26 protein-coding genes and 3 tRNA genes are annotated in these 23,306 nt (G+C 63.7%); 9 read left to right on the plus strand and 20 right to left on the minus strand.

Annotated features, from left to right (window positions below; all coding sequences use genetic code 11):
• Nucleotides 1-70: 70 nt before the first annotated feature.
• The 5 genes from ACTQZK_RS06145 to rnd all read right to left on the minus strand — a co-directional run bounded on the left by ACTQZK_RS06145 (nt 71) and on the right by rnd (nt 4,211).
• Nucleotides 71-424, minus strand: a complete 354-nt coding sequence (locus ACTQZK_RS06145; RefSeq protein WP_114566888.1) for a histidine triad nucleotide-binding protein — start codon at nt 422-424, stop codon at nt 71-73.
• A 159-nt stretch (nt 425-583) separates the two neighbouring features.
• Nucleotides 584-841: an exodeoxyribonuclease VII small subunit gene (gene xseB, locus ACTQZK_RS06150; RefSeq protein WP_114566889.1), complete on the minus strand. Its 258-nt coding sequence runs from the start codon at nt 839-841 to the stop codon at nt 584-586.
• The gene (gene xseA / locus ACTQZK_RS06155) at nt 838-2,208 is read right to left on the minus strand and encodes an exodeoxyribonuclease VII large subunit (protein WP_114566890.1); all 1,371 of its coding nucleotides are present in this window, start codon (nt 2,206-2,208) and stop codon (nt 838-840) included. The genes xseB and xseA overlap by 4 nt, the downstream gene beginning before the upstream one ends.
• Nucleotides 2,209-2,217: 9 nt before the next feature.
• Entirely contained in the window at nt 2,218-2,880 is a 663-nt protein-coding gene (locus tag ACTQZK_RS06160) for a zinc metallopeptidase (RefSeq protein WP_114566891.1), read from the minus strand.
• Nucleotides 2,881-3,065: 185 nt separating this feature from the next.
• On the minus strand, nt 3,066-4,211 hold the full coding sequence (rnd, locus tag ACTQZK_RS06165; protein ID WP_441898883.1) for a ribonuclease D: 1,146 nt from the start codon (nt 4,209-4,211) through the stop codon (nt 3,066-3,068).
• Between the two features lie 70 nt (nt 4,212-4,281).
• On the opposite strand from rnd, the gene ACTQZK_RS06170 reads away from it, so the two are divergent.
• Nucleotides 4,282-5,190 carry a diacylglycerol/lipid kinase family protein gene (locus ACTQZK_RS06170; RefSeq protein WP_225749067.1) on the plus strand — a complete coding sequence of 303 codons (909 nt, stop codon included), beginning with the start codon at nt 4,282-4,284 and terminating at the stop codon, nt 5,188-5,190.
• A 513-nt stretch (nt 5,191-5,703) separates the two neighbouring features.
• Here the strand turns inward: ACTQZK_RS06170 and ACTQZK_RS06175 are convergent.
• On the minus strand, nt 5,704-6,816 hold the full coding sequence (locus tag ACTQZK_RS06175) for a TerC family protein (RefSeq protein WP_114566894.1): 1,113 nt from the start codon (nt 6,814-6,816) through the stop codon (nt 5,704-5,706).
• A gap of 307 nt (nt 6,817-7,123) precedes the next feature.
• On the opposite strand from ACTQZK_RS06175, the gene ACTQZK_RS06180 reads away from it, so the two are divergent.
• The 6 genes from ACTQZK_RS06180 to ACTQZK_RS06205 all read left to right on the plus strand — a co-directional run bounded on the left by ACTQZK_RS06180 (nt 7,124) and on the right by ACTQZK_RS06205 (nt 13,001).
• Nucleotides 7,124-7,915: a teichoic acid transporter gene (locus ACTQZK_RS06180; protein ID WP_225749066.1), complete on the plus strand. Its 792-nt coding sequence runs from the start codon at nt 7,124-7,126 to the stop codon at nt 7,913-7,915.
• Nucleotides 7,916-8,126: 211 nt separating this feature from the next.
• Entirely contained in the window at nt 8,127-8,735 is a 609-nt protein-coding gene (locus ACTQZK_RS06185; protein WP_114566896.1) for a 4Fe-4S dicluster domain-containing protein, read from the plus strand.
• Nucleotides 8,736-8,822: 87 nt separating this feature from the next.
• The gene (gene napA / locus ACTQZK_RS06190; protein WP_441898886.1) at nt 8,823-11,381 is read left to right on the plus strand and encodes a nitrate reductase catalytic subunit NapA; all 2,559 of its coding nucleotides are present in this window, start codon (nt 8,823-8,825) and stop codon (nt 11,379-11,381) included.
• Between the two features lie 5 nt (nt 11,382-11,386).
• Entirely contained in the window at nt 11,387-11,719 is a 333-nt protein-coding gene (locus ACTQZK_RS06195) for a hypothetical protein (protein ID WP_114566898.1), read from the plus strand.
• Nucleotides 11,720-11,850: 131 nt separating this feature from the next.
• Nucleotides 11,851-12,108 (plus strand): chaperone NapD, encoded by a 258-nt coding sequence (locus ACTQZK_RS06200; protein ID WP_114566899.1) that lies wholly within the window; start codon nt 11,851-11,853, stop codon nt 12,106-12,108.
• On the plus strand, nt 12,105-13,001 hold the full coding sequence (locus ACTQZK_RS06205) for a 4Fe-4S binding protein (RefSeq protein WP_216529523.1): 897 nt from the start codon (nt 12,105-12,107) through the stop codon (nt 12,999-13,001). The genes ACTQZK_RS06200 and ACTQZK_RS06205 overlap by 4 nt, the downstream gene beginning before the upstream one ends.
• 50 nt (nt 13,002-13,051) lie before the next feature.
• Here the strand turns inward: ACTQZK_RS06205 and ACTQZK_RS06210 are convergent, their stop codons facing one another.
• The 10 genes from ACTQZK_RS06210 to ACTQZK_RS06255 all read right to left on the minus strand — a co-directional run bounded on the left by ACTQZK_RS06210 (nt 13,052) and on the right by ACTQZK_RS06255 (nt 19,135).
• On the minus strand, nt 13,052-13,696 hold the full coding sequence (locus ACTQZK_RS06210) for a response regulator transcription factor (protein WP_123191546.1): 645 nt from the start codon (nt 13,694-13,696) through the stop codon (nt 13,052-13,054).
• Complete coding sequence (locus tag ACTQZK_RS06215; RefSeq protein WP_216529522.1) at nt 13,693-14,892, minus strand: GAF domain-containing sensor histidine kinase; 1,200 nt, start codon at nt 14,890-14,892, stop codon at nt 13,693-13,695. Before ACTQZK_RS06215 ends, ACTQZK_RS06210 begins: the two co-directional genes overlap by 4 nt.
• Nucleotides 14,893-14,997: 105 nt before the next feature.
• Complete coding sequence (locus ACTQZK_RS06220) at nt 14,998-15,588, minus strand: thiamine phosphate synthase (protein ID WP_441898889.1); 591 nt, start codon at nt 15,586-15,588, stop codon at nt 14,998-15,000.
• Nucleotide 15,589: 1 nt separating this feature from the next.
• A complete protein-coding gene (gene thiH, locus ACTQZK_RS06225) occupies nt 15,590-16,861 on the minus strand; it encodes a 2-iminoacetate synthase ThiH (protein WP_428421437.1) in 1,272 nt (423 codons plus the stop codon).
• 9 nt (nt 16,862-16,870) lie between these two features.
• Nucleotides 16,871-17,644, minus strand: coding sequence for a thiazole synthase (locus tag ACTQZK_RS06230; protein ID WP_428421435.1), 774 nt, complete (start codon nt 17,642-17,644; stop codon nt 16,871-16,873).
• Between the two features lie 75 nt (nt 17,645-17,719).
• On the minus strand, nt 17,720-18,346 hold the full coding sequence (gene thiF / locus ACTQZK_RS06235) for a sulfur carrier protein ThiS adenylyltransferase ThiF (protein ID WP_428421433.1): 627 nt from the start codon (nt 18,344-18,346) through the stop codon (nt 17,720-17,722).
• The gene (gene thiS / locus ACTQZK_RS06240) at nt 18,346-18,543 is read right to left on the minus strand and encodes a sulfur carrier protein ThiS (protein WP_428421431.1); all 198 of its coding nucleotides are present in this window, start codon (nt 18,541-18,543) and stop codon (nt 18,346-18,348) included. The genes thiF and thiS overlap by 1 nt, the downstream gene beginning before the upstream one ends.
• Before the next feature lie 256 nt (nt 18,544-18,799).
• Nucleotides 18,800-18,875, minus strand: a tRNA-Gly gene (locus tag ACTQZK_RS06245).
• Between the two features lie 44 nt (nt 18,876-18,919).
• Nucleotides 18,920-18,993 (minus strand) — tRNA-Cys (locus ACTQZK_RS06250).
• A 66-nt stretch (nt 18,994-19,059) separates the two neighbouring features.
• Nucleotides 19,060-19,135 (minus strand) — tRNA-Gly (locus ACTQZK_RS06255).
• A 1,159-nt stretch (nt 19,136-20,294) separates the two neighbouring features.
• On the opposite strand from ACTQZK_RS06255, the gene ACTQZK_RS06260 reads away from it, so the two are divergent.
• On the plus strand, nt 20,295-20,429 hold the full coding sequence (locus ACTQZK_RS06260) for a hypothetical protein (protein WP_441898891.1): 135 nt from the start codon (nt 20,295-20,297) through the stop codon (nt 20,427-20,429).
• Between the two features lie 57 nt (nt 20,430-20,486).
• Here the strand turns inward: ACTQZK_RS06260 and ACTQZK_RS06265 are convergent, their stop codons facing one another.
• The 4 genes from ACTQZK_RS06265 to ACTQZK_RS06280 are packed head-to-tail and all read right to left on the minus strand — an operon-like array spanning nt 20,487 to nt 22,174.
• Nucleotides 20,487-21,287 (minus strand): SH3 domain-containing protein, encoded by an 801-nt coding sequence (locus ACTQZK_RS06265; protein ID WP_441898893.1) that lies wholly within the window; start codon nt 21,285-21,287, stop codon nt 20,487-20,489.
• Nucleotides 21,280-21,600 carry a hypothetical protein gene (locus tag ACTQZK_RS06270; protein ID WP_441898895.1) on the minus strand — a complete coding sequence of 107 codons (321 nt, stop codon included), beginning with the start codon at nt 21,598-21,600 and terminating at the stop codon, nt 21,280-21,282. The genes ACTQZK_RS06265 and ACTQZK_RS06270 overlap by 8 nt, the downstream gene beginning before the upstream one ends.
• Nucleotides 21,597-21,914, minus strand: coding sequence for a hypothetical protein (locus ACTQZK_RS06275; RefSeq protein ID WP_441898897.1), 318 nt, complete (start codon nt 21,912-21,914; stop codon nt 21,597-21,599). Before ACTQZK_RS06275 ends, ACTQZK_RS06270 begins: the two co-directional genes overlap by 4 nt.
• The gene (locus tag ACTQZK_RS06280; protein WP_441898899.1) at nt 21,911-22,174 is read right to left on the minus strand and encodes a hypothetical protein; all 264 of its coding nucleotides are present in this window, start codon (nt 22,172-22,174) and stop codon (nt 21,911-21,913) included. Before ACTQZK_RS06280 ends, ACTQZK_RS06275 begins: the two co-directional genes overlap by 4 nt.
• 110 nt (nt 22,175-22,284) lie before the next feature.
• On the opposite strand from ACTQZK_RS06280, the gene ACTQZK_RS06285 reads away from it, so the two are divergent.
• Nucleotides 22,285-23,184 carry a tyrosine-type recombinase/integrase gene (locus ACTQZK_RS06285; protein WP_441898901.1) on the plus strand — a complete coding sequence of 300 codons (900 nt, stop codon included), beginning with the start codon at nt 22,285-22,287 and terminating at the stop codon, nt 23,182-23,184.
• Nucleotides 23,185-23,306: the final 122 nt, after the last annotated feature.

Below are 23,306 nucleotides of genomic sequence, written 5' to 3' on the forward strand. Positions count from 1 at the left end.
CAAGGCAGAAGGACATCCCCCACCTTACCGGCTCCGTCTTGTCGGCCCTGCGCCCTTGCAAGCGAAGATGCTACTTTTGCGAAGGATCGCCCGAGTTCATGGGCGCGCCGCCCAAAACGTGCACGTGAACATGGTGCACGGACTGCTGCGCGTCGTCGTTCGTGTTCACAATCACGCGGTAGCCGCTCTCGGCGATGCCCTTGAGCTCGGCTACTTTCTTGACCGTGTTGAACAGGTACCCCATCTCATCCTCGGGAATGTTGTCGCCGATGTTGTCGTAGTGGTTCTTCGGCACGATGAGCGTGTGCACGGGCATCTGCGGATTGACGTCCTCGAACGCCAGCACGCGATCGTCCTCGTACACCTTAGTCGACGGGATCTCCCCCGCCACGATCTTGCAGAACAGGCAATCCTCTTTGATCATGCTGATCCCTCTTTCCGGTTCGAGCGTATCTTGGGAACGTCGCCGACGACGGCGCGCCCCGAAACCTATCGGCTTCGCCAAGCGCTCGGGATGGGGCCTCGCAAGATCCTTGAAGCGAAGCGACGGTCTTGCGGACCCCACCCCGAGCGTAGGAACGCATCAGGACAGGCTGGTGTCGCGCGCGCCGTCGTCGGTGTCGGCCACGAGCTCGCCCATGAGCACGTCCACCTTTTGCTGCGCCTCGGTCAAACGGCCCTGCAAAGCGCGCAGAAGCGACACGCCGCGCTCGTAGCTTCGCAGGCTGTCCTCCAGCTCGAGCGAATTGCTCTCCAAAACGCCTACGATGCCGTCCAACTCTGCCATGGCCTCGCGAAACGACAGCTCCTCGATGGGCTTCGGTTCGGTATTCTCCATCATGACACGTCCTCCCAAACTACGACTTCGGTATCGATTCGATGCGTGTTCTCCACGCGGCAAGCAAGCACGCCGTCGGACACCGACACGTCCACCAGCGAGCCGACAGGCGCAGCTTCCACGCTTTTCACCACGCCGCCCTCGGCGGTGCGCGCGATGGCGTAGCCGCGACCCAGCACGGCAAGAGGCGAAAGGTCGTTCAGGCGGGCAGCGGCAAGACCGGCCTGCTGCTCGAACCGCGCAACGACCGCATTGCCCGCAAGGGCAAGTCGATCGCGTTCGCGCGCAAGGCGTTCGCGATCGCGCGCCACGTTCTGCGGAAGGACGCGCGCAAGGCGTTCGCGCTGACGCTCCAATCGCTCTTGATCGCGCTCGAGGTTCGCGGGGATGGCGCGGAACAAGCGCTCCGCAGCCATGTCAAGCCCTTGCGCCTCGGCCGCGAACAGCAGGTTCGCATCGCGCAGCACGGGCCGGGTCGCAATGCGTCGCACCTCGGCCGTCGCTCGCTCCACGGCGCGCCCGGCGCTCGCGGCAAGCGATCGCGAACGAGCCTCGAGCACGTGTTCCAAGCTTTCGCGCGCCGGGCTTACCGCTTCCGCGGCAGCCGTGGGCGTAGAGGCGCGCACGTCGGCGACCATGTCCGCAATGGACGTGTCGGGCTCGTGCCCGATGCCGGTCACCACGGGCACGGGGCATTTCGAGATCGCCCGCGCAAGGCCTTCGTCGTTGAACGGCATGAGGTCTTCGAACGACCCGCCGCCGCGCACCACGAGGATCACCTCGGCGCCCGCGCGCAGCACGCAGCGCATGCCCTCGACGATATCCTCCGGCGCACGCGGACCCTCCACCGGAACACCCGCCAAAACGACGCGCGCTACGGGAAAGCGGCGCCGCAGCGTGCGCAGCACGTCATGGACGGCCGCGCCGCGCGGTGAGGTTACCAGGCCGATCGTCAGGGGAAACGCCGGAACAGGCTGCTTGCGCTCCGGCCGCATGAGCCCTTCGGCCTCCAGCTTGCGCGCCAAGTTCGCCACCTGCAAGCGCAGGTTGCCCTCGCCCGCCAGCGCCACGGAGAACACGTCGAAGTTCATGCGCCCCTTCGCTGCGTACAGCGTGAAGCGACCGGTCAACTCCACCAGCTGCCCCACGCTCAGCTGCACGCCGGACGCCTGGTAGCGATTGACCCACATCATGCAGGGCAGAGCGGCGCTCTTGTCCTTGACGGTGAAGTACACCGCCTTGTAGCCCGGCTTGTTGGAAAGCTCGGACACTTCGCCCACAAGCCGCACCGTCACGCCTTCGAGCGCGCTTTTCGCAAGCGACATCGCGGCGGAAACGGAAAGCGCCGCCGATTTTTCCTGTTCGTCCATGGATCGACGCTATTCCTGGCGCTGGTTCAGCAGCCACAGAAGCTGCAGGACGGAGGTGAGGGCGGCCGCCACGTAGGTGAGCGCGCACGCGCGCAGCACGCTGAACGAGCCCGCCTGTTCGGACTGCGGCAGCGCAGCGGTGTTCATGTACACCATGGCCCGCTTGGAGGCATCGAACTCAACCGGCAGCGTGACCAGCTGGAACAGCACCACAGCACCGTACATGACGATGGCGAGCGTCTGCATGCCCATGCTCTGCATGAAAATGCCCAGCATCAGCAAGAAGATCCACGCGTTCGAAGCCAAGTTCACCACGGGCACCAGAGCGCCGCGGATCTTCATGGGCGCGTAGCCCTGCGCGAACTGGTACGCATGGCCCACCTCGTGGCAAGCGGTAGCCGTGGCGGTGATGGAACGTCCGTCGTACGAATCGGGGCCCAGCGTCACCGAGTTCGTGCGCGGGTCGAAGAAGTCCTGGCCGGGACCGCCCCGATGCACCTCGACGCCCGTGATGCCGTAGTACTGCAGCATGCGGCGCGCGGTTTCAGCGCCGGTCAGGCCCGTGGAAATGGGCACGTGCGTGTACTTCTTCAGCTGCGAATTGACGTACCACGTGGCGAAGCCGCCGATGGCAAGCGTAACGACGATCAAGAGGATATACGATGTGCTCAACTCGAAACACTCCTTCGAAGGGGTAGCTTCCGCGGCCGCTCCGGCCGCTGCATCTCTTACCCTTTCAGTATACAAGACCCAGAAATCACGCTGAAAACAAGCCGAAAAGCTATGTGAAATCACCAAACGTCCGTCACCGTTTCGTGAACTGCAAGATGCGGGGCCGGGCCCCGCAAAGCAGGCGCTTACGCGATGCGGTCCACCTTGAGATCGCCCCCGTCGAGCCTGAGCGACAGCCTGCCCTCCAAAAGCTCCAAAAGCTCCTCGCCCACGAGCGAGCGACGCCATCCGCGCAAAAGGTCGATGTTGTCGCGATAGCCGCGCGCGACCCGCGCAAGGTCGTCGTGGCTCGCCAAGGTGGGAAACGCCACGCCGCTTTCCTTCGCACGCAAGCGCACGACAGCCGTCATCATATCAACCTGCGCGTCGACGTTCGGCTCGTTCTTGCTGCACCGATCGACGTCGGGCCAGGAATCAGGCGGTGCGTCCAGCGCGGATCCCATGAGCGAAACCACCGCGCGCGCCTCGCGCGTCGACAGCTTGTCGGACATGCCGCGTACCATGAACAATTCGTCGATGGAACGCGCCTCGCGCTTGCACGCTTCGACGATCTGCTCGTCGGTGATCACCCATTTGCGCGGCACGTCGCGGCGCTGGGCCTCCAGCTCGCGCCAGGCCGCCACCTCGCGCGCCGCCGAAAGCTGGCGCCGCGACAGCTGCGAGACCCGCTTGAGGCGGCGATAGCGGCCGCGCTCGTCAGTCGCGTACTTGGCCGGGTCGCTCATCTCCTTGAAGTCGCGATCGAGCCACGAAAGCCTGCCCTTTCGCTCGAGCTGCGCGCGCATGCGCGCGTACATGCGCGGCAAGTACAGCACGTCGTCGGCCGCGTATTCCAACTGGGATTCGGACAAGGGCCGACGCGACCAATCGGTGAACGAGTCGATCTTCTTGAGCGTGACGCCGCATTCCGTCCCCACCAGCGCGGCGTAGCCGATCTGCTGCGTGTGGCCCAGAAGGGCCGCCGCCACCTGCGTGTCGAAAATCGGCCGCGGCAGCACGCCCACTTCGCGCAAAAGAATCTCCAGATCCTGAGAACCCGCATGGAACAGCTTTACGACGCTTTCGTTTTCCAGCACCGGCTTCAGTGCGCCCAGATCGCCGACGGAGAACGGATCCACGATAACGGCTTCGTCGTCGGTGGCCAGCTGAATAAGGCACAGCTTGGCGTAGTAGGTTTTCTCACGAAGAAACTCCGTATCGATCGCCAGGACGCTCGAACGCATGGCGCGCTCGACGAACGCCACGAGGTTTTCTTGGTTTGCTATGTACACCGGGGGTTCCTTACCTTGTGTTTCACGCTCTATGTTGTACCATGCCATCATAGCAACTGAAAGGGAATCTGTGAAACTGCTCGTCATCAACAATCTCTCGTCCGGGTTCGGAGACGGCTCCGTATACGACTTCATCCGCTCCGCCGTCCAAGACGGCGACGAGGTGTGCGTCCGCTCCACCGACGGAACGACCCCCGTGAGCGCGCTGCTCGACGACGCCGCATCCTACGATGCCGTGGTTGCAAGCGGCGGCGACGGCACGGTGGCGACGGTCAACTATCTGCTGGCGAACACGGGCGTGCCCGTTTTGCCGTTTCCCGCGGGAACCGCGAACCTGCTTGCGCTGAACCTCTCCTCGCCTCTTGAGCCGCACGCCTTGGCGAAGATGATCCGGGAAATGCGCACCCTCGACTTCGACATGGGCGAAATCGAGGTGGCCGACAAGCGGTTCGGCTTCGGCATCATGGCCGGAGCAGGCTACGACGCCGCCATCATGCACGGCGCCGAACCTGCAAAGCGCCTGTTCGGACCTATGGCTTATCTTTCGGCGGCCATCGCGAACCCGCTGCCGCAAACGTCGCGTTTCACCATCGAGCTGGACGGCGAAACCGTGCAGAGCGAGGGCGTGGGCATCCTTTTGGTGAACTTCTCCCGCATCCAATTCGACATCGCCGTCACGCACGAGAACAAGCCGCGCGACGGCGTGTTCGACGTAGTGGTGCTCAAAGCGCAGAACGCCTTCGAGCTGATTCCGGCGCTGTTGGCGGGAATCCTGGATCGAGGGGGCGATTTTCCCGATCGAACGGGCGCCCTGGAAATCCACCGCGCGCGCACGGTGCGCGTAGAGGCCGATCCGCCCATGGAAGTGCAGTACGACGGCGAAGCCACCCGCCTCACGACCCCCTTCAGCGCGCGCATGATGCCGCATGCGGCACGCCTCATCGTGTCGGAAGAAGGCTACAACCAGTTCGCGGAATAGCTGCTTCGCGCCGTGCGCTTATCGGCTTCGACGCGCTTCCGCGCCAGCATCGGGGACGTTTCCTCCACGAACCTTGCGAACCTTGCGACCCTTGCGAACCTTGCGACCCTTGCGCCCCGTTGCGAACCCCGCAACCCCCGTGAACCTCACGAACCCTACGCCCCCCCCCGCAAACCTCGCCCGCGTGTCAAAACGGACGAGTTTTGCGGGGGTTTTTGCGCTTTCGCCCCAAGGTTGCGCGCCGAGGTTTTTTATCGCCCCAGGTCACGGAGTCGACGGTTGCTTTTATTCTCGTTTGAGGACCAGCAAAACTCGTCCGTTTTGACACGCACGGCAACGTTCACCCAGCATCGCGCACTCCAGCGCAGCAACATCCACCCGGCGGCACACCCGCCAGCACAGCAACATCCACCCGGCATCGCGCACGCCAGCGCGACGGCGCGCGCAAAACGGCCGTGCAGCTTGTTGCAGCTGCACGGCCGTTCGTCAGCGAACCATCGGGAAGGGGCAGCCCTACTTGTCCTTCGGCACCTCGTAGGTGGGATCGTCGCCGGAAACGTCCTCCACGTGCGCCCCGATCTCAAGCGGCGCGCTGAACGATTCCCCGGCCGCGGCAGAACCGGCCATCAGCTCTTTGAACGATGCGGCGTCCTCGCCCACCATCGGCATCATCACGTACACGTTGTTGCCGATGATCACCGGACGGACGCGATCGGCAACGGCGTCGCGCGCCGCGTCGGCCGGCTTGCCGGAGGCCACGTCGGCAGCCGCCTCGCGCTTGAGCTCTTCAAGCATCTCGGTACGCACGTTTTCGATCTGAGCTGCCGTCTCGTTCTTCCAGCGCTCCTTGCGCCACGCAAGGAAGTTCGCGTTGTAGCGCATCTGGATAAGCTCGAGCACGATGCAGAACACCATGGCGAAGTACACGATCAGCTTCTCAAGCGGCATGTGCAGAAGCTCGATGCCCGTATGGAAGCCGGCGCTGTCGATGACGAGCAACCCGCCGATAGCCACGATGAACGTGAGCGCGAGCATCTTCATCTCGGGATGACCGTTGATGAAGTTGGAGATGGGGTCGATAAAGATCATCATCAAGAACACGGCCGACATGACTGCGATGATCATGATGATAAGGTGGTCGGCCATGCCCACCGCCGTGATGACCGAGTCGATGGAGAACACCAAGTCCATGACCATGATGGTGCCCACGGCCTGCGGCAGCGCGATGCGGTGCAGCGCCTTGTGCTCTTCGCAATGCTCGGCCTTGACCTCGGTGAGCTTGAGCGTATCGCGCAGCTCGGCGATGCCCTTGTAGATCAAGTACCCGCCGCCGATCAGCAGAACCAGGTCGCGCACGGAGAATCCGTGGGTGTAGGGGCCCAGGTCGACCGTGAACAAAGGCTCGGTCATGTGCACGAGGAACGAGGCGAAGCACAGAAACACGATGCGCATGACGAGCGCGCCGGCAAGGCCGAGCTTGCGACCGATGTGCTGCTTGTCCTCGGGCAGGCGGTTCGTCGTAATGGAGATGAACACCAGGTTGTCCACGCCCAGCACGATCTCCAGGAAAATGAGGCTGACCAAGCTGATCCAAGCCTCGGGTGATGCGAAGATTGAAAGATCCACGGGTTGATTGCTCCTTCTGCTGCTTCTTCGGTTGCTCGTCTTTTCCCGGGGAAGGCGCAGCTCACAAAAAAAGACTCATGGCGCGGCTGCAGATGCATGCGAACCGCGCCATGAGTCTCGTTAATTAAGACACGCCAGACCTTTCGGCCATGATGTTGAACGTGTCGCATGCGCGCTAAAGCCGCATGCCAACTACTCCCCCACGGGCGGATCGTATCCTAACACGAGGTTCCCACGTCGGCAATGCTATACTACGCAATGCACAAAATCATCCCGGACGAACCCGAGACCTCCTGCAGGAGATGCCATGCAGTTCAATTTCTTCAACAAGCGCAACGACTACGTCGAAAGCGACGGTCCCGTCCGCTACCTGGACGCCAGCGGCCTTCAACGCCCGCTCGACATGCCGCGCTCCCAACTGGCCATCATGGGCCTGTTCGTGGCGGCAGCTGCCGTCATCGGCGGATTCATGCTGTTCAACGTGCTTGACGAGGTGCAGGGCAAAGCGGCTCGCGCCCAGGCGAGCGTCGAACAGAACCTGGCTCGCGAAGTTACGTACGACCTGCCGGTTTTGCCCTCCGTCATCCAAAACGGCGACAACGCCAGCATCAAGCAGGGATTCGTGGACGCCGGCGCAACCATCTACGACACCACGAGCGAAGAGGAAGCCGCCGCCGGCAACATGGACATCATCAAGCTGCCCTCCGACGTGAGCGAGCTTGACGCGGGCGTCCTGTACAGCAAGGGCATAGCGAACCTGAGCGCCGCCGAAGCCGCGCTGCTGCTGAACGGGTCGTGGACCCTCGAGGTCGACCGCAGCGAAGGCGTTTCCATGCGCGTCACGTACGCGGACTTCACGTCGGGAACCGTGGAAGCGGCCGTGCAGGCGGCCATCGCCTCCGAAGGATTCGACCCGGCCACCACCCCCGAGGGCGGCGCGGGCGTCGACGAGGTGGGCAACACCTTCCAAACCGGCACCGTCGACGTAGGGGGCACCGTCTACACCTGGAAGGTGTCCGCCATCGCGCTTTCCAGCGTCTACGACATCTCCGGCCTGCCCGACACCGCCGTGTACGTCGGCGTACGCCTCACGCTGTAGCAGGCAAACCACAGGAAGACGGGGTCATCGACCCCGTCTTTTTCGATGCCGGGCTTCGTTTTCCCGTTTCGCCCTTCCCTAATATCCTCGCAAAAGAATAGAAGAAAACCCTCGCAACAAGGCGGGTTTATCCCCTCCTTGCACTCGGACATACCCCGATAGGCACCGCGCCCGTTCAAGCGCATGATACAGGGTACGAGGAGGGGATTTCATGAAACTATCGAGCGTCATAGCGGGCGCATCGGCCGCCATCGTGGCCTTCCAGGCAGTTGCCTACGCCTCTCGCGGCGAGTCCAGCTTGCTGCGCCCTCCGGGAGCGCAGGGCGAATCCGATTTCATGGCGCGCTGCATCAAATGCGGCAAGTGCATCGAAGCGTGCCCGTACCAAGCGCTCAAGCCCGCAGGCAACGAAGCCGGCATGGCCGTCGGCACGCCGCGCATCGACGCGCGCGACCAGGCGTGCCGCCTTTGCGAAGACTTCCCCTGCGTCGACGTCTGCCCCACCGGCGCGCTGCGCGACGTATCCGCGCGCTCCGACGTGCGCATGGGCGTAGCCGTCATCGACGAGGAAGGCTGCATCGCGTTTCAAGGCATGCGCTGCGAGGTGTGCTACCGCGCCTGCCCCCTTATCGACCAGGCCATCGTCATCGACTACCGCATGCGCGAAGGCGACGCCATCCACACGCTGTTCGCCCCCGTCATCGACGAGGACGCGTGCGTCGGCTGCGGGCTGTGCGTCGAGCGCTGCGTGGTCAGCGAGCCGACCGTGCCCATCCGCATCGCGACCGATGCGGAACGCGCGCGAGGCAATCCGCAGTAACGAAGCTGCGAACGAGGTTTCACACCGTCCGGACGGCGGTTGAGGACACGAATGCAACGGGAGAGAAACGGGAGAAGGAGGGATGTCATGGACATCTCAAGACGAGGGTTCGTCAAAGCCACGGCCGTAGCGCTGGCAAGCGCCGCGGCGGCGGGCACCATGTCGTCGCTCGTTGGATGCGGCAGCAACCAGCAGGAAGCGTCTTCGGGCGAGGGGCAGAAATTCACGTCGGTGTGCCGTTTCTGCGGCTGCGGCTGCGGGGTCATCTGCGAAGTGAAGGACAACAAGCTGGTGTCGGTGACGGGAGACCCGGACAACCAGTCCAACAAGGGCCTCAACTGCGTCAAGGGCTACTATCTGGCAAAGATCCTGTACGGGGACGACCGTCTGACCGTGCCGCTTATCCGCGACGACAAGTCCACGAAGGGCACCGACGACGGCCTGCGCGAAGCCACCTGGGACGAGGCGCTCGAACTGGTGGCGGGCAAGCTCAAGGACACCTGGAAGAAGGACAAGAGCCGCCTGGCGTTCTGGGGATCGGGCCAGCAGCCCATCACGGAAGGCTACGCCACCGCCAAGTTCTGGAAGGCCGGCCTGCTGTCCAACAACATCGACCCGAACGCGCGCCTGTGCATGGCCAGCGCCGTGGTCGGCTTCATGAACGTGTTCCAGACCGACGAGCCGGCCGGCAGCTACAGCGACCTGGACGAAGCCGACGTGTTCGTCACCTGGGGCGCCAACATGGCCGAGGCCCATCCCATGCTGTACTCGCGCCTGACCGCGCGCAAGCTCTCGGGCACCAACGTGAAGCACTACGACCTGACCACGCTCAAGACGCGCACGAGCGCAAGCGCCGACAAGGTCATGGTCTTCAAGCCCAACACCGACCTGGCCATTGCCAACTGCATCGCCAACTACCTGGTGCAGAACAAGAAGTACGACGAAGCCTTCGTCAACGACCACTTGCAGTTCAAGCAGGGAACCGAGAACATCGGAAACGCCATCGACGACGGATACGATGCCAGCGACGTCGGCAAATCGGTAGACAAGGTGGAGCCCATCACGTTCGAGGAGTACGCCGCGCGTCTGGAGCCCTATACCCTCGAGTACACCGCGCAGCTGTCCGGCGTAGCCGCCGAGGACCTCAAAGAGCTGGCCGAGGTGTTCGCCGACCCGAACAAGAAGGTCATGTCGCTGTGGACCATGGGCGTGAACCAGCACAACCGCGGCACGTGGATGAACCACAACATCTACAACGTCCACCTGCTGTCGGGCAAGATCGCGCAGCCCGGCAACGGCCCCTTCTCGCTGACCGGTCAGCCCACCGCCTGCGGCACCGCGCGCGAAGTGGGCACCTTCAGCCACCGCCTGCCCGCCGACCTGCTGGTGGCCAACGCGCAGCATCGTCGTTACACCGAAGTCATCTGGAACCTGCCCGAGGGCTACCTGGACGAAATCCAGAAGCCGGGCTTCCACACGGTCAAGATCTTCCGTGAAATGTCCAAGGGCAACATAGACTTCCTGTGGTCCGCGCACAACAACTGGGCCGTTTCCATGCCGAACCTCACCCGCTTCTTGGGCAAGGGCGACAAGACGGGCGTCATGGACACGTTCGTCGTGGTGAACGAGGTCTACCCCACCCTGTCCACGAAATACGCCGACGTGGTGCTCCCTGTGGCTATGTGGGTGGAGCGCGAAGGCCAGTTCGGCAACGCCGAGCGCCGCACCGCCGTGTTCGAGAAGGCCGTCGACCCGCCGGGCGAGGCGAAGTGGGACCTGTGGGTCATCATGGAGGTGGCGCGCCGCGTGCTCGACGGCGAGAAGATCGACGGGCAGGATGCGTTCGACCGCCTGTTCGGCGATATCTACGACAAGAGCGCCGCTGATTTCAAGGGCGATTCGCGCGAAACGAACCGCGCCATCTGGGAAGAGTACCGCACGTTCTCGAACCCCGATCTGAACGAGAAAGCCCAGGCCATCAACAACGACGTCGACGGGAAGTTTGAAGCCAAGCTGAAGATGGAGAACAAGCAGCTTGCACCCTACGACGAATACCTGACGCATCACGGCCTGACCTGGCCCGTGCGCGAGGTGAACGGCACGTGGCTGCCCACAAAGTGGCGCTTCTCCACCGGCAAGCAGGAGGACGGCTTCGACGAGGTGGGCGTGGCCCAGTACGGCAAGGAAGGCCTAGCCGGCGGCGTGAGCTTCTACAAGTCCGCCAAGATGAAGCCCTCCGTGGTGTTTCGCCCCTACGAGCCGCCCGCGGAAGAGCCGGACAAGGAGTACCCGTTCGTGTTCTGCACGGGCCGCCTGCTGGAGCATTGGCACACCGGATCGATGACGCGGCGCGTGCCCGAGCTGGATCGCGCGCTTCCCGAGGCGCTGCTCAACATGAGCCCGGAGGACTGCGCGAAGATGGACATCAAGGACGGCGATATGGTCAAGGTGAAGTCGCGCTTCGGAGAGTTCGAGATCAAGGTGTCGACGGCTGGACGCACCGAGCCTCCCGCCGGTACGGTGTTCGCGCCCTTCTTCGCGGAGGAAACGCTGATCAACCTGGCCGTGCAGGATACGTACTGCCCGCTGTCCAAAGAGCCCGACTACAAGAAGACCTGCGTGTCCATCACGAAGGTAGAGAGGTGAAACCGATGAAGAAGAAAGCTATCGCCACCGCCCTCGTGCTGACCATGGCCCTTGGCGCAGGCGCGCTTGCCGGGTGCGCGACCGAGCGCGCAGGCTACACCGGAAACGACGACATCCCGCCGGGAGCGGCGCCGCTTATGCCGCCCACGCACGTCGGACGCGCGGACAACCTGGGAGCAGCCGGCTGTTACGGCTGCCACGGCGCGAACGATCTGGCGAACCCCATGCTGAACGGGGCAACCGCTCTGCCCGACGACCACTACAAAGACGGCAACGTGGAAACGAAGCAGATCGAACCCACGCGCGAGCAGTGCATCACCTGCCATCCGCAGGGGTAGCGCGCGCGTCGAAACGGCTTGCCCATCCCCGCGTCTGCACATTGCCATGAGCAGACGCATTCCCTCCCCGCCCGCCTCCCCTGTTGAGGGGAGGCGGGCACCGGAAGGACAAAACGAGTAAGGAGAGCACCATGGTCATCTCGAGCCTGGTCATCGAAACGGCGCCCGCGCGGACCGAAGACGTCGCGCGCGAGCTTGACCTGCGCGAAGGCGTGGAGGTTCACGAAGTGAACGGGTACAAGATCGTCGTCACCATCGAGGCCGAAACGGTCGACGCGTCGCATGCCGTCGCAAGCGGGTTCATCGGCATCGAAGGCGTCACCGGCATCAACCTGGTGTACGCGAACTTCGAGGACGACCCCACGCTTGCCAAGGTCGGATCGCGATGAGCGACGCACGGACCGCATCGCGCGGGTTTCGCTGGACGTGGCTGCGCCGCAGCGCGCAGGTGGGCGCCCTCGTGCTGTTCGCGTTGCCGCTGATCGCAGCCGGATGGGGTCTTTTCGGCCTGTTCGCCGGAGGCGAGGAAGCGGTCCCCGCGCCCGCGCAGCTGCCGTTCTTCGGGAGCCTGTCGTCGTCCTCGATCTTCGGCATCGAAGTGCTCGACCCGTTCGCCATGCTCCAAACCATAGCGGCGTCGAAGACCTTCGCGCTTGACTGGCTGTTGGCCGCCTTGCCCGTTCTTGTATTGTACGGCCTGATCAGAGGCAGGGCATTCTGCGGATGGATATGTCCCGTGAACCTGGTGCTCGAGCTGGTCGACGCCCTGCGCCGCAAGCTCGGCATCGAAGTGCGCGAGGCGCCCGTGCCCCGGCGCGCGAAGCTGTGGATAGCCCTGGCCGTGCTTGCGCTGTCCGCCGTCACGAGCATTCCGGTGTTCGAAGCGTTCTCGCCCATCAGCGCGATCAACAAGGGCATCCTGTTCGGTGCCGTTACGGGCCTATGGGTGCTGGGCGCCATCGTGTTGGCGGAGCTGTTCTGGGGGCATCGCGTATGGTGTCGCTCGCTCTGTCCGCTTGGCGGCTTTTACCAAGCCGTCGGGCGCGCAGGCCAGGTGAACGTACGCCTCGACCACGCAGCCTGCATCCACTGCGACGCCTGCAAGAACGCCTGCCTGTGCGACCCCGCCATATTGGAGCCCGTCTTGGCCGAGCGCGACGTCATCGTGCGCGCGGGCGACTGCATGGCCTGCGGATCGTGCATCGACGCCTGCCCGACGCGCGCGCTCTCGTTTTGCGTGGGCCGCAGCGCAAAGCCCGCGCGCCCGAACGCCGAAGCATAGGGCGCGCACCGCATGCGGGACCGCCCAGACGGCCCCGCCGCGCTTTCGCGCTACACGTTGAGCAGCTTGTGCCTGAGCGCGTAATCCACCAGGTCGGCACGGGTCTTCAAACCCAGCTTCTGGTAAATCTTCGAACGGTGCGCCTCGATGGTCTTCACGGAAAGGTATATCTGCTCCGAGATTTCCTTGTTCGTGAAGCCCTTGGCCAAAAGCTGAAGCACCTCCAGCTCCCGATTCGAGAGCTGCTGATAGGATCGGTCTTCTTCCTCTCCACCTTTGACCAGCTGTTTCGTAAGAAGCGCCGTCATCTTCGGATGAATGTAGCTGCCCCCTTCAGCCACGGCATGCACCGCCGCAAGCAGTTCTTCGGAGCTTGAGTTCTTCAGCACGTAGCCTGCCGCGCCGCCGCGCAAGGTGTAGAACAGGTACTCCGGCTCGGCGAACATCGTCAAGATGATCACCTTGGTGCACGGAAAATCCTTCGTGATCTTCTCGCACGCAACCAGCCCGCTTTGCCCCGGAGGCATCGAGATGTCCATGAGCAGGATGTCGGGCTTTTCGCGCGCGACGATGGCGTACGCCTGCGCGCCGTCCGCCGCTTCCGCCACTACCTTGAGGTCGGGGTCTTGCTCCAGGATCATCTTGAACCCGGCGCGCACCACCTCGTGATCGTCCGCAAGCATGACACGTATCATGCGTCCACCTCCTTGCCCTCGACAATGTTCATCGGCGAAACGAGCGTGACCTTCGTGCCGTTCGGACCCGACTCCATGGTCAGCATCGCGCCGATGATGCTCGCACGCTCCCGCATACCGGAAAGTCCGCAGCCGCTCCCCTTGATCACGGGCCGTTCGGTATCGAAACCGCAGCCGTGGTCGATGACGGACACATGCAGCCATCCGTCGGAATCTTCCAACGTCACGTATATCTTATCGGCCTCGGAATACTTGCAGGCGTTGAGTATGGCCTCTTGGCAGATACGGTACGCCTGCGTCTCGAGCGCTTGATCGAACCGGCTGCGCGACAACGACCCCTCGAACACGATCTCGGTGCCGTACGTTTTCTCGTACACCGACGCTTGGGAGTGCAGCGCCGCCATGAACCCCAAATGATCAAGGGTTGAAGGGCGCAGCTCGACCGATATGTTGTGCAGCTCGTCCAAAATGCGCCCGATGTTGTTGTTGGCCGACGCCAGCACTTCCGCGCCCGCCTGGTCGACGTGCCCTTCCAGCAGCTTGAGCGAGAACGAGACGGTCAGCAGCTCCTGGGCGATGCCGTCGTGCAGCTCGCGCGATATGCGCTTTCGCTCGTCCTCCTGCGCCGCGATCACGCGCGACAGGTCCGAGCGCACGAAAATAGGGTTGTGCTGCGTATCGACGCGCTTCTCCGCCGCAATGCTCTCGAAGTCCATGAAGTCGGTCGAGACCACGTCCATCCCAAGAAGGGAGCCGTCCAGATTCAGGATCAAGTCTCGGTACACCTCTTGATGATGGTCGCTCACCGAGCGAAACGCCGTCAGCAGCACGGCGACCACGCGCCCCTTTCTGGTCAGGGGAAGCGCGCAGAAGCTGCGCAGGTCCTCGGCGAACACGATCGGGTACGACGAGTACTCGCGCGGATCGATCTCCTCGTCGATGTCCGTGAACATCATGGGCTTGCCCGCTTTGATGGTGATGCCGCCTATGCCGTGGCCGGGCGCCAGCACGATGCGCCGATGGCGCTCGCCTGTCGCACCGGCGCTGTACACCCATTTCAGGGGCGCGCCGATGAACGCCGTCAAGCCCAGCGAAACGAAATCGAAGCCGTACGAACGCTTGATGTCCTCGACCAGGCGCGCGTACTCCGCGCACGTGCCCGCCAGTTCGCATTCGCTGAAATTCGATGCCCCCACGCGCATCCCCCGTCCACCCTGCACGCAAACGTTACATTCAGCGTTTCATTATCCCCTACTTTGCCGGGAATTGCACGGACGCTCCCGTCGGATGCGCCCGACTCGTCAGCGACGAGCGTAGTCGGCCATACGACATGCGCCCGCCGCCCCGCAGGCGCGTACGACCTGCTCGTTTTCATCCGTTATGCCCCCGAGCGCCAGCACCGGGATCCGGGCCCGCTCGACCACGTCCCGCAGAAACGAAGCGCCGCCGAACGGCACGCCCGGCTTGCACGAAGGAGCGAACACGGGACTTGCTATCAGCAGGTCGGCGCCGAGCGCTTCGGCTTCGCTCACTTCCGCCGCCGCATGCACGTTGGTCCCCACGCACGAAAAGCCTGCGGGGCGGCCTTGCTCGCGCAGAAGCGGCAGCGGCAGATGGACGGCCGAACAGCCCATGCGACGCGCGACGTCGACCTGCGTATGGGCCGCAAACGCCATTCCGGCGCGGGCGCATGCCGCGGACACGTCTTGCGCGAGCGCTTCGTACTCTTTCGCGCCCAGGTCTTTCTCGCGCAGGATGACCAGATCGACGCAGCCCTTCAGCAACGCCACGTGATCTGCGAGAGGCCGGGCGCACGAGCGCCTGTCCGTGACGAACGCCCGCACGAAAGCCCCGCTGGCAAGAACGTCCGCAAGCTCGATGGAAGGCCGCATCTCACACCCGCACGTAATCGTTCGCGACCGGCTCCAAGCCGTGCGCGCGCAGAGCCGCCGAAACGGTCTTCACGTCGCGGTCGTCTGCTATCTCGAACTGATCGTCGCCCGCCGACGCAGCACGCTCGTCTTCGGCAGCGGCGTGCTCGCCGACGCCCGTCGACACGCCGGCGGATATCTTCGTTGCCGCAATGCCCATGACCCGATCGCGGAACCCCTGCCGCTCGCGCGACGATATGGTTATGCCCGCCTGGGGCAGGAACAGGCGGTACGCGCACATGACCTGCAAAAGCCTGCGCTCGCCCACGCCGCGCGAGCCCAAGCTCTCGTTGCCCGCGATAGGCCGCAAACGCGGACAGGAAAGCGAGAGCTCCGCCGCCGGGTACGCGCGTTGCAGAAGCCATGCGTGCATCCCGCACGCGAACGCGTCGCGCCGCGCATCGCCCAATCCCAGAAGCGCGCCGAAGGCCACGCCCCGCATGCCCGCGCGCAGCGCGCGCTCCTGGGCGTTCGCGCGGTACGGGAACACGCGCTTGCGTCCGGCTCGGTGCAGCTTGCCGTACAGAGCGGGATCGTAGGTTTCCTGGAACACGGTCACGTAGTCCGCGCCGCTTCGATGCAGCAGCGCGTACTCGTCCTCGTTCAGCGGATACACCTCCACGCCCACCGTGCGGAAGCGCTCCGACGCAAGCCGGCACGCTTCGGCGATGTAGGCGGGGTCGGTGCGTTCGCGATCCTCCCCCGTGAGCAGCAGGACGTCCTCCAAGCCGGTTTCGGCGATAGCGTCAAGCTCGCGCACGATACCGCGCTGGTCGAGCTGGGCGCGGCAGATGTCGTTCTTGCGATTGAACCCGCAGTACACGCAGTGGTTGTCGCAATAGTTCGCCAGATACAGCGGGGTGAACAGGTACGCCGTGCTGCCGAACCAGCGACGGCGGACGCGTTGGGCGGCGGCGGCCATCTCCTCCAAAAACGGCTCGGCTGCCGGAGAAAGCAGCGCCCCGAAGTCTTCAGGAGAAAGCCGCTCGGCCGCCAAGGCGCGGCGGACGTCGGCGGCGGTCACGGATGCGAAATCGAAGGCGGACGCCCGCTCGAGCACTTCTGAGATGACCGGGGAGTCAAGCGCATCCATGTCGGGAAGGTACGAAAGCGGGTCGATGCCGCAATCGCGTGCAACGTCCGACGGATCGGCCGCCTGCGCGCGCGAAAAGCCGGGGACCTTCCAGCCAGGTTCGCCCCATGCGGGCGCGTTCAAGCGTTGTTCGTCTTGCACGGCGCCCCCCTAATCCGCCAGGAACCCGGTCAAAGGCGACGAGGCCTCGGCGCGCTCGAGCACGCGCCCGAAGCCCGCGCGGTACGCCGCGCGTCCCGCCTCGACCGCATGCTTGAACGCGGCGGCCATGAGCGCGACGTCGCCGGCGGTTGCCACAGCCGTGTTCGCCATGACGGCGGCCGCACCCAGCTCCATGGCCTCGCACGCCTGCGAAGGACGGCCGATGCCGGCGTCCACGATAACGGGCACGTCCACTTCGTCGATGATGATCTTGATGAAGTCGCGCGCGGCAAGCCCCTTGTTCGACCCGATGGGAGCGCCCAGCGGCATCACCGCAGCCGCGCCGGCGCTCACCAGGTCGCGCGCCGTGGTAAGGTCGGGGAACATGTAGGGAAGCACGACGAAGCCCTCGTTCGCCAAAAGCTCCGTAGCGCGCACCGTTTCGGCGTTGTCGGGCATGAGGTACGCCGCATCGCGGATGACCTCGACCTTGACGAAGTCCCCGCAGCCCATGGCGCGCGCCAGGCGAGCGATGCGCACGGCTTCCTCAGCCGTGCGCGCGCCCGACGTGTTCGGCAGCAGCGTCACCCCTTCCGGAATGGCGTCCAGGATGTTGTCTTCCTGTCCCGTGTTGGCGCGACGGACCGCCAGCGTCACCATCTGGGCGCCGGCGTCGCGCACCGCAGCCTCCACCAGATCGAGGTTGAACTTCCCCGATCCCAAAATGAAGCGCGACGTGAACGCGCGCCCTCCAAGCGACCATGCATCAGGTTCGTACCCCATAGATGTTTCCTTCCCAACCGCGCCGAAGCCCGCAGCTTGGCGCAGCGCACGTTTCTTATTTCTTTATTTCTTCGACTATTCCTCAAGCCCCAACGCCAAGCGCACGACCACCAAAGCCTGCTGTGCGGCGCACAAGGCCACGCGCGGCGCGTACAGCGCCGCATCGGCGACGTCGGACGAGCTGTCCCCGCAGACGTACAGCCTTCTGCCCGCCCGCCGCGTGACCATCCGATCAGCCGGGTCCGCGCCCGCCATGCCGCTTCCCGCCACCACGATCGTGTCCGGCGTTTCGCCGAGCAGGGCGTTCACCAGGGCCGCCTTGCACTCCGCAACGTCGAACGCTTCGCACACGATGCGTTCGCGCTCGAACAGCCGCGCAGCGTTCGCCGCGTCGACCCGCACGCAATCGACATCGACCTCGATGCGCGGATCGATGCGCGCAAGCTGCTCGGCAAGCGCTTCGGTCTTCAGGCGGCCCAGATGCTCGCGAAAGTAATGCTGCCTGTTCAGGTTGCTTTCGTCCACCACGTCGAAATCGACCAGATGAAGCGCGCCGACGCCCGATCGCGCCAGCATGACCGCGATGTTCGATCCCAGGCCGCCAAGGCCCGCAACGCCCACGCGCGCCTGCCGAAGCCGCTCGCGCCCATCCGAGCCGATGCGCGCCGCCAGCGCGTCCTCTCCCGTTTGCCGCGCGTCCATCAGCCGCCCCCGACGAACCGCACCACTTCGAGCGCGTCATCGGGCCCGAGGATAGCCGTCGCGTACGCATCGGGCGACACGATGGCCTCGTTCAGCTCGCAGGCAACCCGCCGTGCGTCGAGCCCGTCGAGCAACAAGACGTCGGCAAGCGACATGCCGTCGACGTCTTGTCGCTGCACACCGTTCACTTGCGCCATTCGCTCCCCTTTCTTTTTCCGGTCGTCATCAGTCCAAGACGCAAAAAAGCGCGCACGAAGAGAACCGCACCCGAGGTGGTGCGCCCCTTCGTACGCGCTTGCGTAGTCTGAGAACGTAGGATAGCGAAAGAGCGACGCTCGCGCAATGCCAAGCCGGCAAACGGCGGCGGCGCGTAGATCGAGATAGGGCGAAATGGCAGCGTGCGGGCTGCATGAAAAAAGCCCGGCGAATCACTTCACCGGGCTTTGCATGTAATGGAGCGGACGACGGGGTTCGAACCCGCGACCCCGACCTTGGCAAGGTCGTGCTCTACCAGCTGAGCCACGTCCGCATGTTAGCGTATTGCTTTTTCAACTCCACCGCTCTTTCAAACGATGGAGGCGACGCCCGGATTCGAACCGGGGGTGAAGGCTTTGCAGGCCTCTGCCTTACCACTTGGCCACGTCGCCATCTTAGCCTTCCGTCATTAAAAGGCCGGCCAAAACTTTTCGGCCTGGCCGGCCTTGCACTGACGATGGAGCGGACGACGGGGTTCGAACCCGCGACCCCGACCTTGGCAAGGTCGTGCTCTACCAGCTGAGCCACGTCCGCATCGGCGAGGAAATATATTACGTGAACTCCCCTAGTCGCGCAAGCCCCAATTTCAACTTTTTTGAAAATTCTTAGAAAACGGCTGGTACATAAGGCGATCGTGCGAAGGCGCTACGCTCTGAAGCCATCGAGTCGCCGTCCCATCAAAGCTGCCGCCGCCACGCAAGCCACCGAGGACGCTTGCGGACAGCCGCGCACCCGCCCGGACCTTCTGTCAAAACGGACGAGTTTTGCTGGTCCTCAAGCAAGAATAATCACAGGCAGTAAGCCTCTGACCAGGCATGATGAAAAACACCACTTGTTGCATCACTTCGGCAAGGCGGAAAATCGCCGCAAAACTCAACTTTTTTGACACAAGGCCGGCACCGGTCGGTTCGTACCGGATGGGCAAGGTCGCGGACCACTACCGAAGACGGCGCCGGGAATTCAACAGCTGGGCGCGAACCGGGACCTGCGGTAGAGAAGTCGAGCTTCCGCCAGCGCGCTTCGGAACCGCCCGCCTCGGGGTCCCAGCCGAGGGACACGCTCACCTCGTACCTTTCGGGCTTCCCGGGATCGCTGATCAGCTTGACGGTTCCCTCTCCGTGCGCCACGGCGCTCACCTCCCCTCGCTTTTTTCAGGGGATCGACCCCTACCGTAAGGGGAATTTTCGTCCGGCGGGAGAGGGATTCTCGTTTTCACGGCTTTCGACCTGCATCGATGCGCCGTCGCGTGAAAACCAGGAGCGGATTCGCCCCTCAGGGTAGGGGTCAGGGCGACCATGTCGTTCAAATTGCACATTCCAGCCCCCTTAACAGGGTTAATGCGCAGTTTGGCGGTTTGACGGCCTTTCCCCGCATGCAGATCGTGCAAATCGTCCGCGTCCGGGAGGCGAAGGGGGTTCACCTCCCGGACGCGCCGCCAAAGGGGCAGGGCAAATAAAAAAGCACCTGCGACCTGCGCAAGTGCTTTCTGCATTTCATGGTGGGCGATACAAGATTTGAACTTGTGACCCCTACCGTGTCAAAACAAAAATCTACGATATTGGACGGTAGTTTAGAATATGTTTTACCAGGTTAAACGCTATTTTTAGGAATTAGGCTTTACTCCACGCAACTCTACGAACGGATTATTTGTACATTGATTTGTACCGGGATACGCGTCGAAAAGGAGACCGAAATGAAGAAGATGAAGAATAAGAAACGCTGCTACGCCCTCGCCGAGTACATGGAGGCGGCTGCATGTTCCGACGACCCGCGCGACCGCGTCGCGGCGTGCCCGGTGGCCGCCGCACAGGGCTTATCAAGCCCGTAAATCGAACCCCAAACGCAAAAAAAGAGGGCGCGCCACGAAGGATGCGCCCTCTTCGCTTCATTGCTTCCGCAGGTAGACCTCGCTTCCGTCGGAAGTACCGACCGCGATATAACGCGTGGCACCGCTGTATGACGTGTAGCGGCCCCACAGGTAGCCGTCTGCTACCTCGCCCCACTCGTCGAGCACGACCGTCTCGCCCTCGACGTACGACGCGACCACGGCGCCCGACATGCCCGGAGCGTCGCGCACGTTGAGCGAGTCGGCGACGCACTCGTAGGTGCCGCCGGCGACGCCCGACGGTGCGGGAGCGGGCTGCGAAGGCTGCGCCCCTCCCCCGTCGGCCTTGCCGTTGTATGCCAGGATGCCGTCCCACGGGAAGTCGTAGTCCGGGCGCATCAGGCTCTCGCCGCCGGTCTGGTCGCCCACCTGCCCGCCGACGATGCCGCCGAACTCGTTGGACAGGTACTCGGACAGCATGTCCGGCACGGCGCTCTGGCACATGGCCGTATGGTTGGCCTCGTTGAGGTAGATATCCCCTCGCTTGGCTACGTAGCCGTCGCCCATCGGATGCCAGTCGAACAGCCCGGAGCCGACGAACACGTCGCGCATGTCGACAGTATAAGTCGCGGTGTCGAGCGCGCCCTCGTAGGCGCTGCCGCGCAGGGCCTCGCGCCAGCAGTCGATGACGGAGCTGGAGCAGTCGCGGTCTCCGACCGAGAACGGCGCGTTGACGCCCTCGCACTCCCACCACTCGATGGGGCCGGATCCCCACCGCCCATCGCCCTGGGTGTAGCCGAACCGACAATCGTCCACCTGGCGGCGGTGGAACGTCGCCGCGACGTTCGCGCGATCAGGCATTGGGGGCCTCCTTCTCCGCCGGGGCGAGCGCGGCCACGACGGTGGCCTTGTCGTTGGTCGTGGCCGTCACCTGCTTGGTTGTAACGACCTGGTTGATGGTCTGCGCAGACTTGGCGCTCTGGCCGTCCACGTACGCTTCGGCTGCCGCGTAGATGGCCGCGCTGAACATGGTGCAGACCATGCCCGTGGTGGCCAACGCCGTGTTGTCGGTAGCCAAGCCCGCTACGCTGCCGCCGACGGACGCGAGGGCAGCTGCCGTCGCGATCCAGAACTTGCGGCTGGTCAGCTTCTGCAAGATTTCTTCTTTCGTCATTTCCTTTCCTCCTTCTGCGCGTGTTTCGCGCTTTCGATTTGCGCTTCTTCCTCGAAATCGGGAACATCTGAGATTCCCAACTTCGACAGGAAGGCGTTGGGTTTCTTTTGCGGGAGCGTGTTGCCCTCCTTCGCCAGCTTCAAGCGCGCCAGGCTGACCGTCTCCACGATGAACAGCGCAGCGGTGCCGTACGTCACTTCCGGCGGTAGGAACGCGCCTATGGCGAGCCTGCACCACGCCTGGAGCAGGACGTATGCCGTCCATGTGACGTACATGAGCGCGATGATTACCGTGCTCCCCTTGGGCTTTCTCACTTGTCCTCCAGACGGTCTATGCTGTTGAACAGCGTCTTGAACTTCTCCTCGCATTGGTTCGGCTGCTGTTCGAGCTTGAAAACGCGCTCGATGACGCCGTTGTGCTTCTCGACGTGCGCGGAAAGGTCTACGACGTCCTTCTTCACGCCCTCGATCCGCTCGGCCATCACCGCCGATTGCTTGTTGTTCGCGACGATGACGCCGATCAGCGTGACCACGCCCGTGATGCAGGCTGCTATGATCGCCTCTATCTCGATCACCTCCTCCCTTTTTTCGTCGGTGCGCCCGACGTCGAAAATCCCAAGAGCCTTTACGATTGATCCAACCGAAAAGCGCCTGGGATTTTCGACGTCGAGAAAGGTATGAATCTATGAACATCGCGGACATTTACGAAGGTCACTACCTCCCCGAAAAGACGAAGAAGCGCCGAGCCTCAACGGTCGCCGGATACGACTCGTCGATGCGATTGCACGTCCTCCCTCGCTGGGGAGCATGCGAGATCGAGGAGATCGACCCGGACGACGTCCAGGAGTGGGTGGACTCCTTCGAGCGGCCGGGAGCGGCCATCAAGGCGTACAAGTGCCTGCGCCAGATAATCCGCTGGTGGGCCAAGTCGAAGCGGCTGCGCATCGCCGACCCCACCGTGTACGTCGAACTGCCGTCCATGGAGCCTTACCGGCCGGACACCCTGGACTCGGGCGAGGTGACCGAGATGCTGCGCGGCATGTGGGGCCACGTCCAGGAGGCCGTCGCGATCTGCTCGGTGACGCTCGGCCTCAGGCGCGGGGAGGCGTGCGCGCTCACATGGAACGACATCAACCTCAAGACCGGCGAGGTGCGCGTGAGCAAGTCGAGGCAGTGCGTGGGCGGCGAGATCGTCACCGAGGGCACTAAAACGGACAAGTCGACGAGATCGTGCTGGCTACCGCGCTTTGCGATCAACCGCCTGCGCAAGATCAAGGGCAAGGGCCTGATCACCGGCGACGTTTCGCCGGACAAGGTTGCCCGCTCGATCAAGTCGTGGTGCAAGCGGCGCGGCCTGCCCCACGTGTCCATGACCAACATGCGCCATACCTGGGCCACGCTGGCAATCGAAGCCGGCGTGGGCATCGAGACGGTGGCCATGATGCTGGGGCACACCGACATATCGACAGCATATGACCACTACATCGTGCCGCGCAGGACGATCTGCCAAGACGCGCAAGCCGCCGTCGAGGCGCTGCTCGTCTGCAGCGCGAACAGGCCGAGGAGGGAGCTGCTGGCGGCGTAGGCATTCCGTATCCCCGACCGTCCTGTGGTCAGGCAGAACGAACACGTCGTTCGCACTTTCCGACTCTTGCGCCAACTACGCACGGATCGCAGTTAGATACGTTGACAACGACGGCAACTACG

The sequence above is a fragment of the Paraeggerthella sp. LCP19S3_G8 genome (genome assembly GCF_052119225.1).
Taxonomy (GTDB): Bacteria; Actinomycetota; Coriobacteriia; order Coriobacteriales; family Eggerthellaceae; genus Paraeggerthella; species Paraeggerthella hominis.

Coding starts and splice junctions, on each gene's coding strand:
- ACTQZK_RS06145 (WP_114566888.1), bottom strand. CDS start 424: ATGATCAAAGAGGATTGCCTGTTCTGCAAGATCGTGGCGGGGGAGATC.
- xseB (WP_114566889.1), bottom strand. CDS start 841: ATGATGGAGAATACCGAACCGAAGCCCATCGAGGAGCTGTCGTTTCGC.
- xseA (WP_114566890.1), bottom strand. CDS start 2,208: ATGGACGAACAGGAAAAATCGGCGGCGCTTTCCGTTTCCGCCGCGATG.
- ACTQZK_RS06180 (WP_225749066.1), top strand. CDS start 7,124: ATGCAGTTCAATTTCTTCAACAAGCGCAACGACTACGTCGAAAGCGAC.
- ACTQZK_RS06185 (WP_114566896.1), top strand. CDS start 8,127: ATGAAACTATCGAGCGTCATAGCGGGCGCATCGGCCGCCATCGTGGCC.
- napA (WP_441898886.1), top strand. CDS start 8,823: ATGGACATCTCAAGACGAGGGTTCGTCAAAGCCACGGCCGTAGCGCTG.
- ACTQZK_RS06195 (WP_114566898.1), top strand. CDS start 11,387: ATGAAGAAGAAAGCTATCGCCACCGCCCTCGTGCTGACCATGGCCCTT.
- ACTQZK_RS06200 (WP_114566899.1), top strand. CDS start 11,851: ATGGTCATCTCGAGCCTGGTCATCGAAACGGCGCCCGCGCGGACCGAA.
- ACTQZK_RS06205 (WP_216529523.1), top strand. CDS start 12,105: ATGAGCGACGCACGGACCGCATCGCGCGGGTTTCGCTGGACGTGGCTG.
- ACTQZK_RS06210 (WP_123191546.1), bottom strand. CDS start 13,696: ATGATACGTGTCATGCTTGCGGACGATCACGAGGTGGTGCGCGCCGGG.
- ACTQZK_RS06220 (WP_441898889.1), bottom strand. CDS start 15,588: ATGCGGCCTTCCATCGAGCTTGCGGACGTTCTTGCCAGCGGGGCTTTC.
- ACTQZK_RS06230 (WP_428421435.1), bottom strand. CDS start 17,644: ATGGGGTACGAACCTGATGCATGGTCGCTTGGAGGGCGCGCGTTCACG.
- thiF (WP_428421433.1), bottom strand. CDS start 18,346: ATGGACGCGCGGCAAACGGGAGAGGACGCGCTGGCGGCGCGCATCGGC.
- thiS (WP_428421431.1), bottom strand. CDS start 18,543: ATGGCGCAAGTGAACGGTGTGCAGCGACAAGACGTCGACGGCATGTCG.
- ACTQZK_RS06260 (WP_441898891.1), top strand. CDS start 20,295: ATGAAGAAGATGAAGAATAAGAAACGCTGCTACGCCCTCGCCGAGTAC.
- ACTQZK_RS06265 (WP_441898893.1), bottom strand. CDS start 21,287: ATGCCTGATCGCGCGAACGTCGCGGCGACGTTCCACCGCCGCCAGGTG.
- ACTQZK_RS06270 (WP_441898895.1), bottom strand. CDS start 21,600: ATGACGAAAGAAGAAATCTTGCAGAAGCTGACCAGCCGCAAGTTCTGG.
- ACTQZK_RS06285 (WP_441898901.1), top strand. CDS start 22,285: ATGAACATCGCGGACATTTACGAAGGTCACTACCTCCCCGAAAAGACG.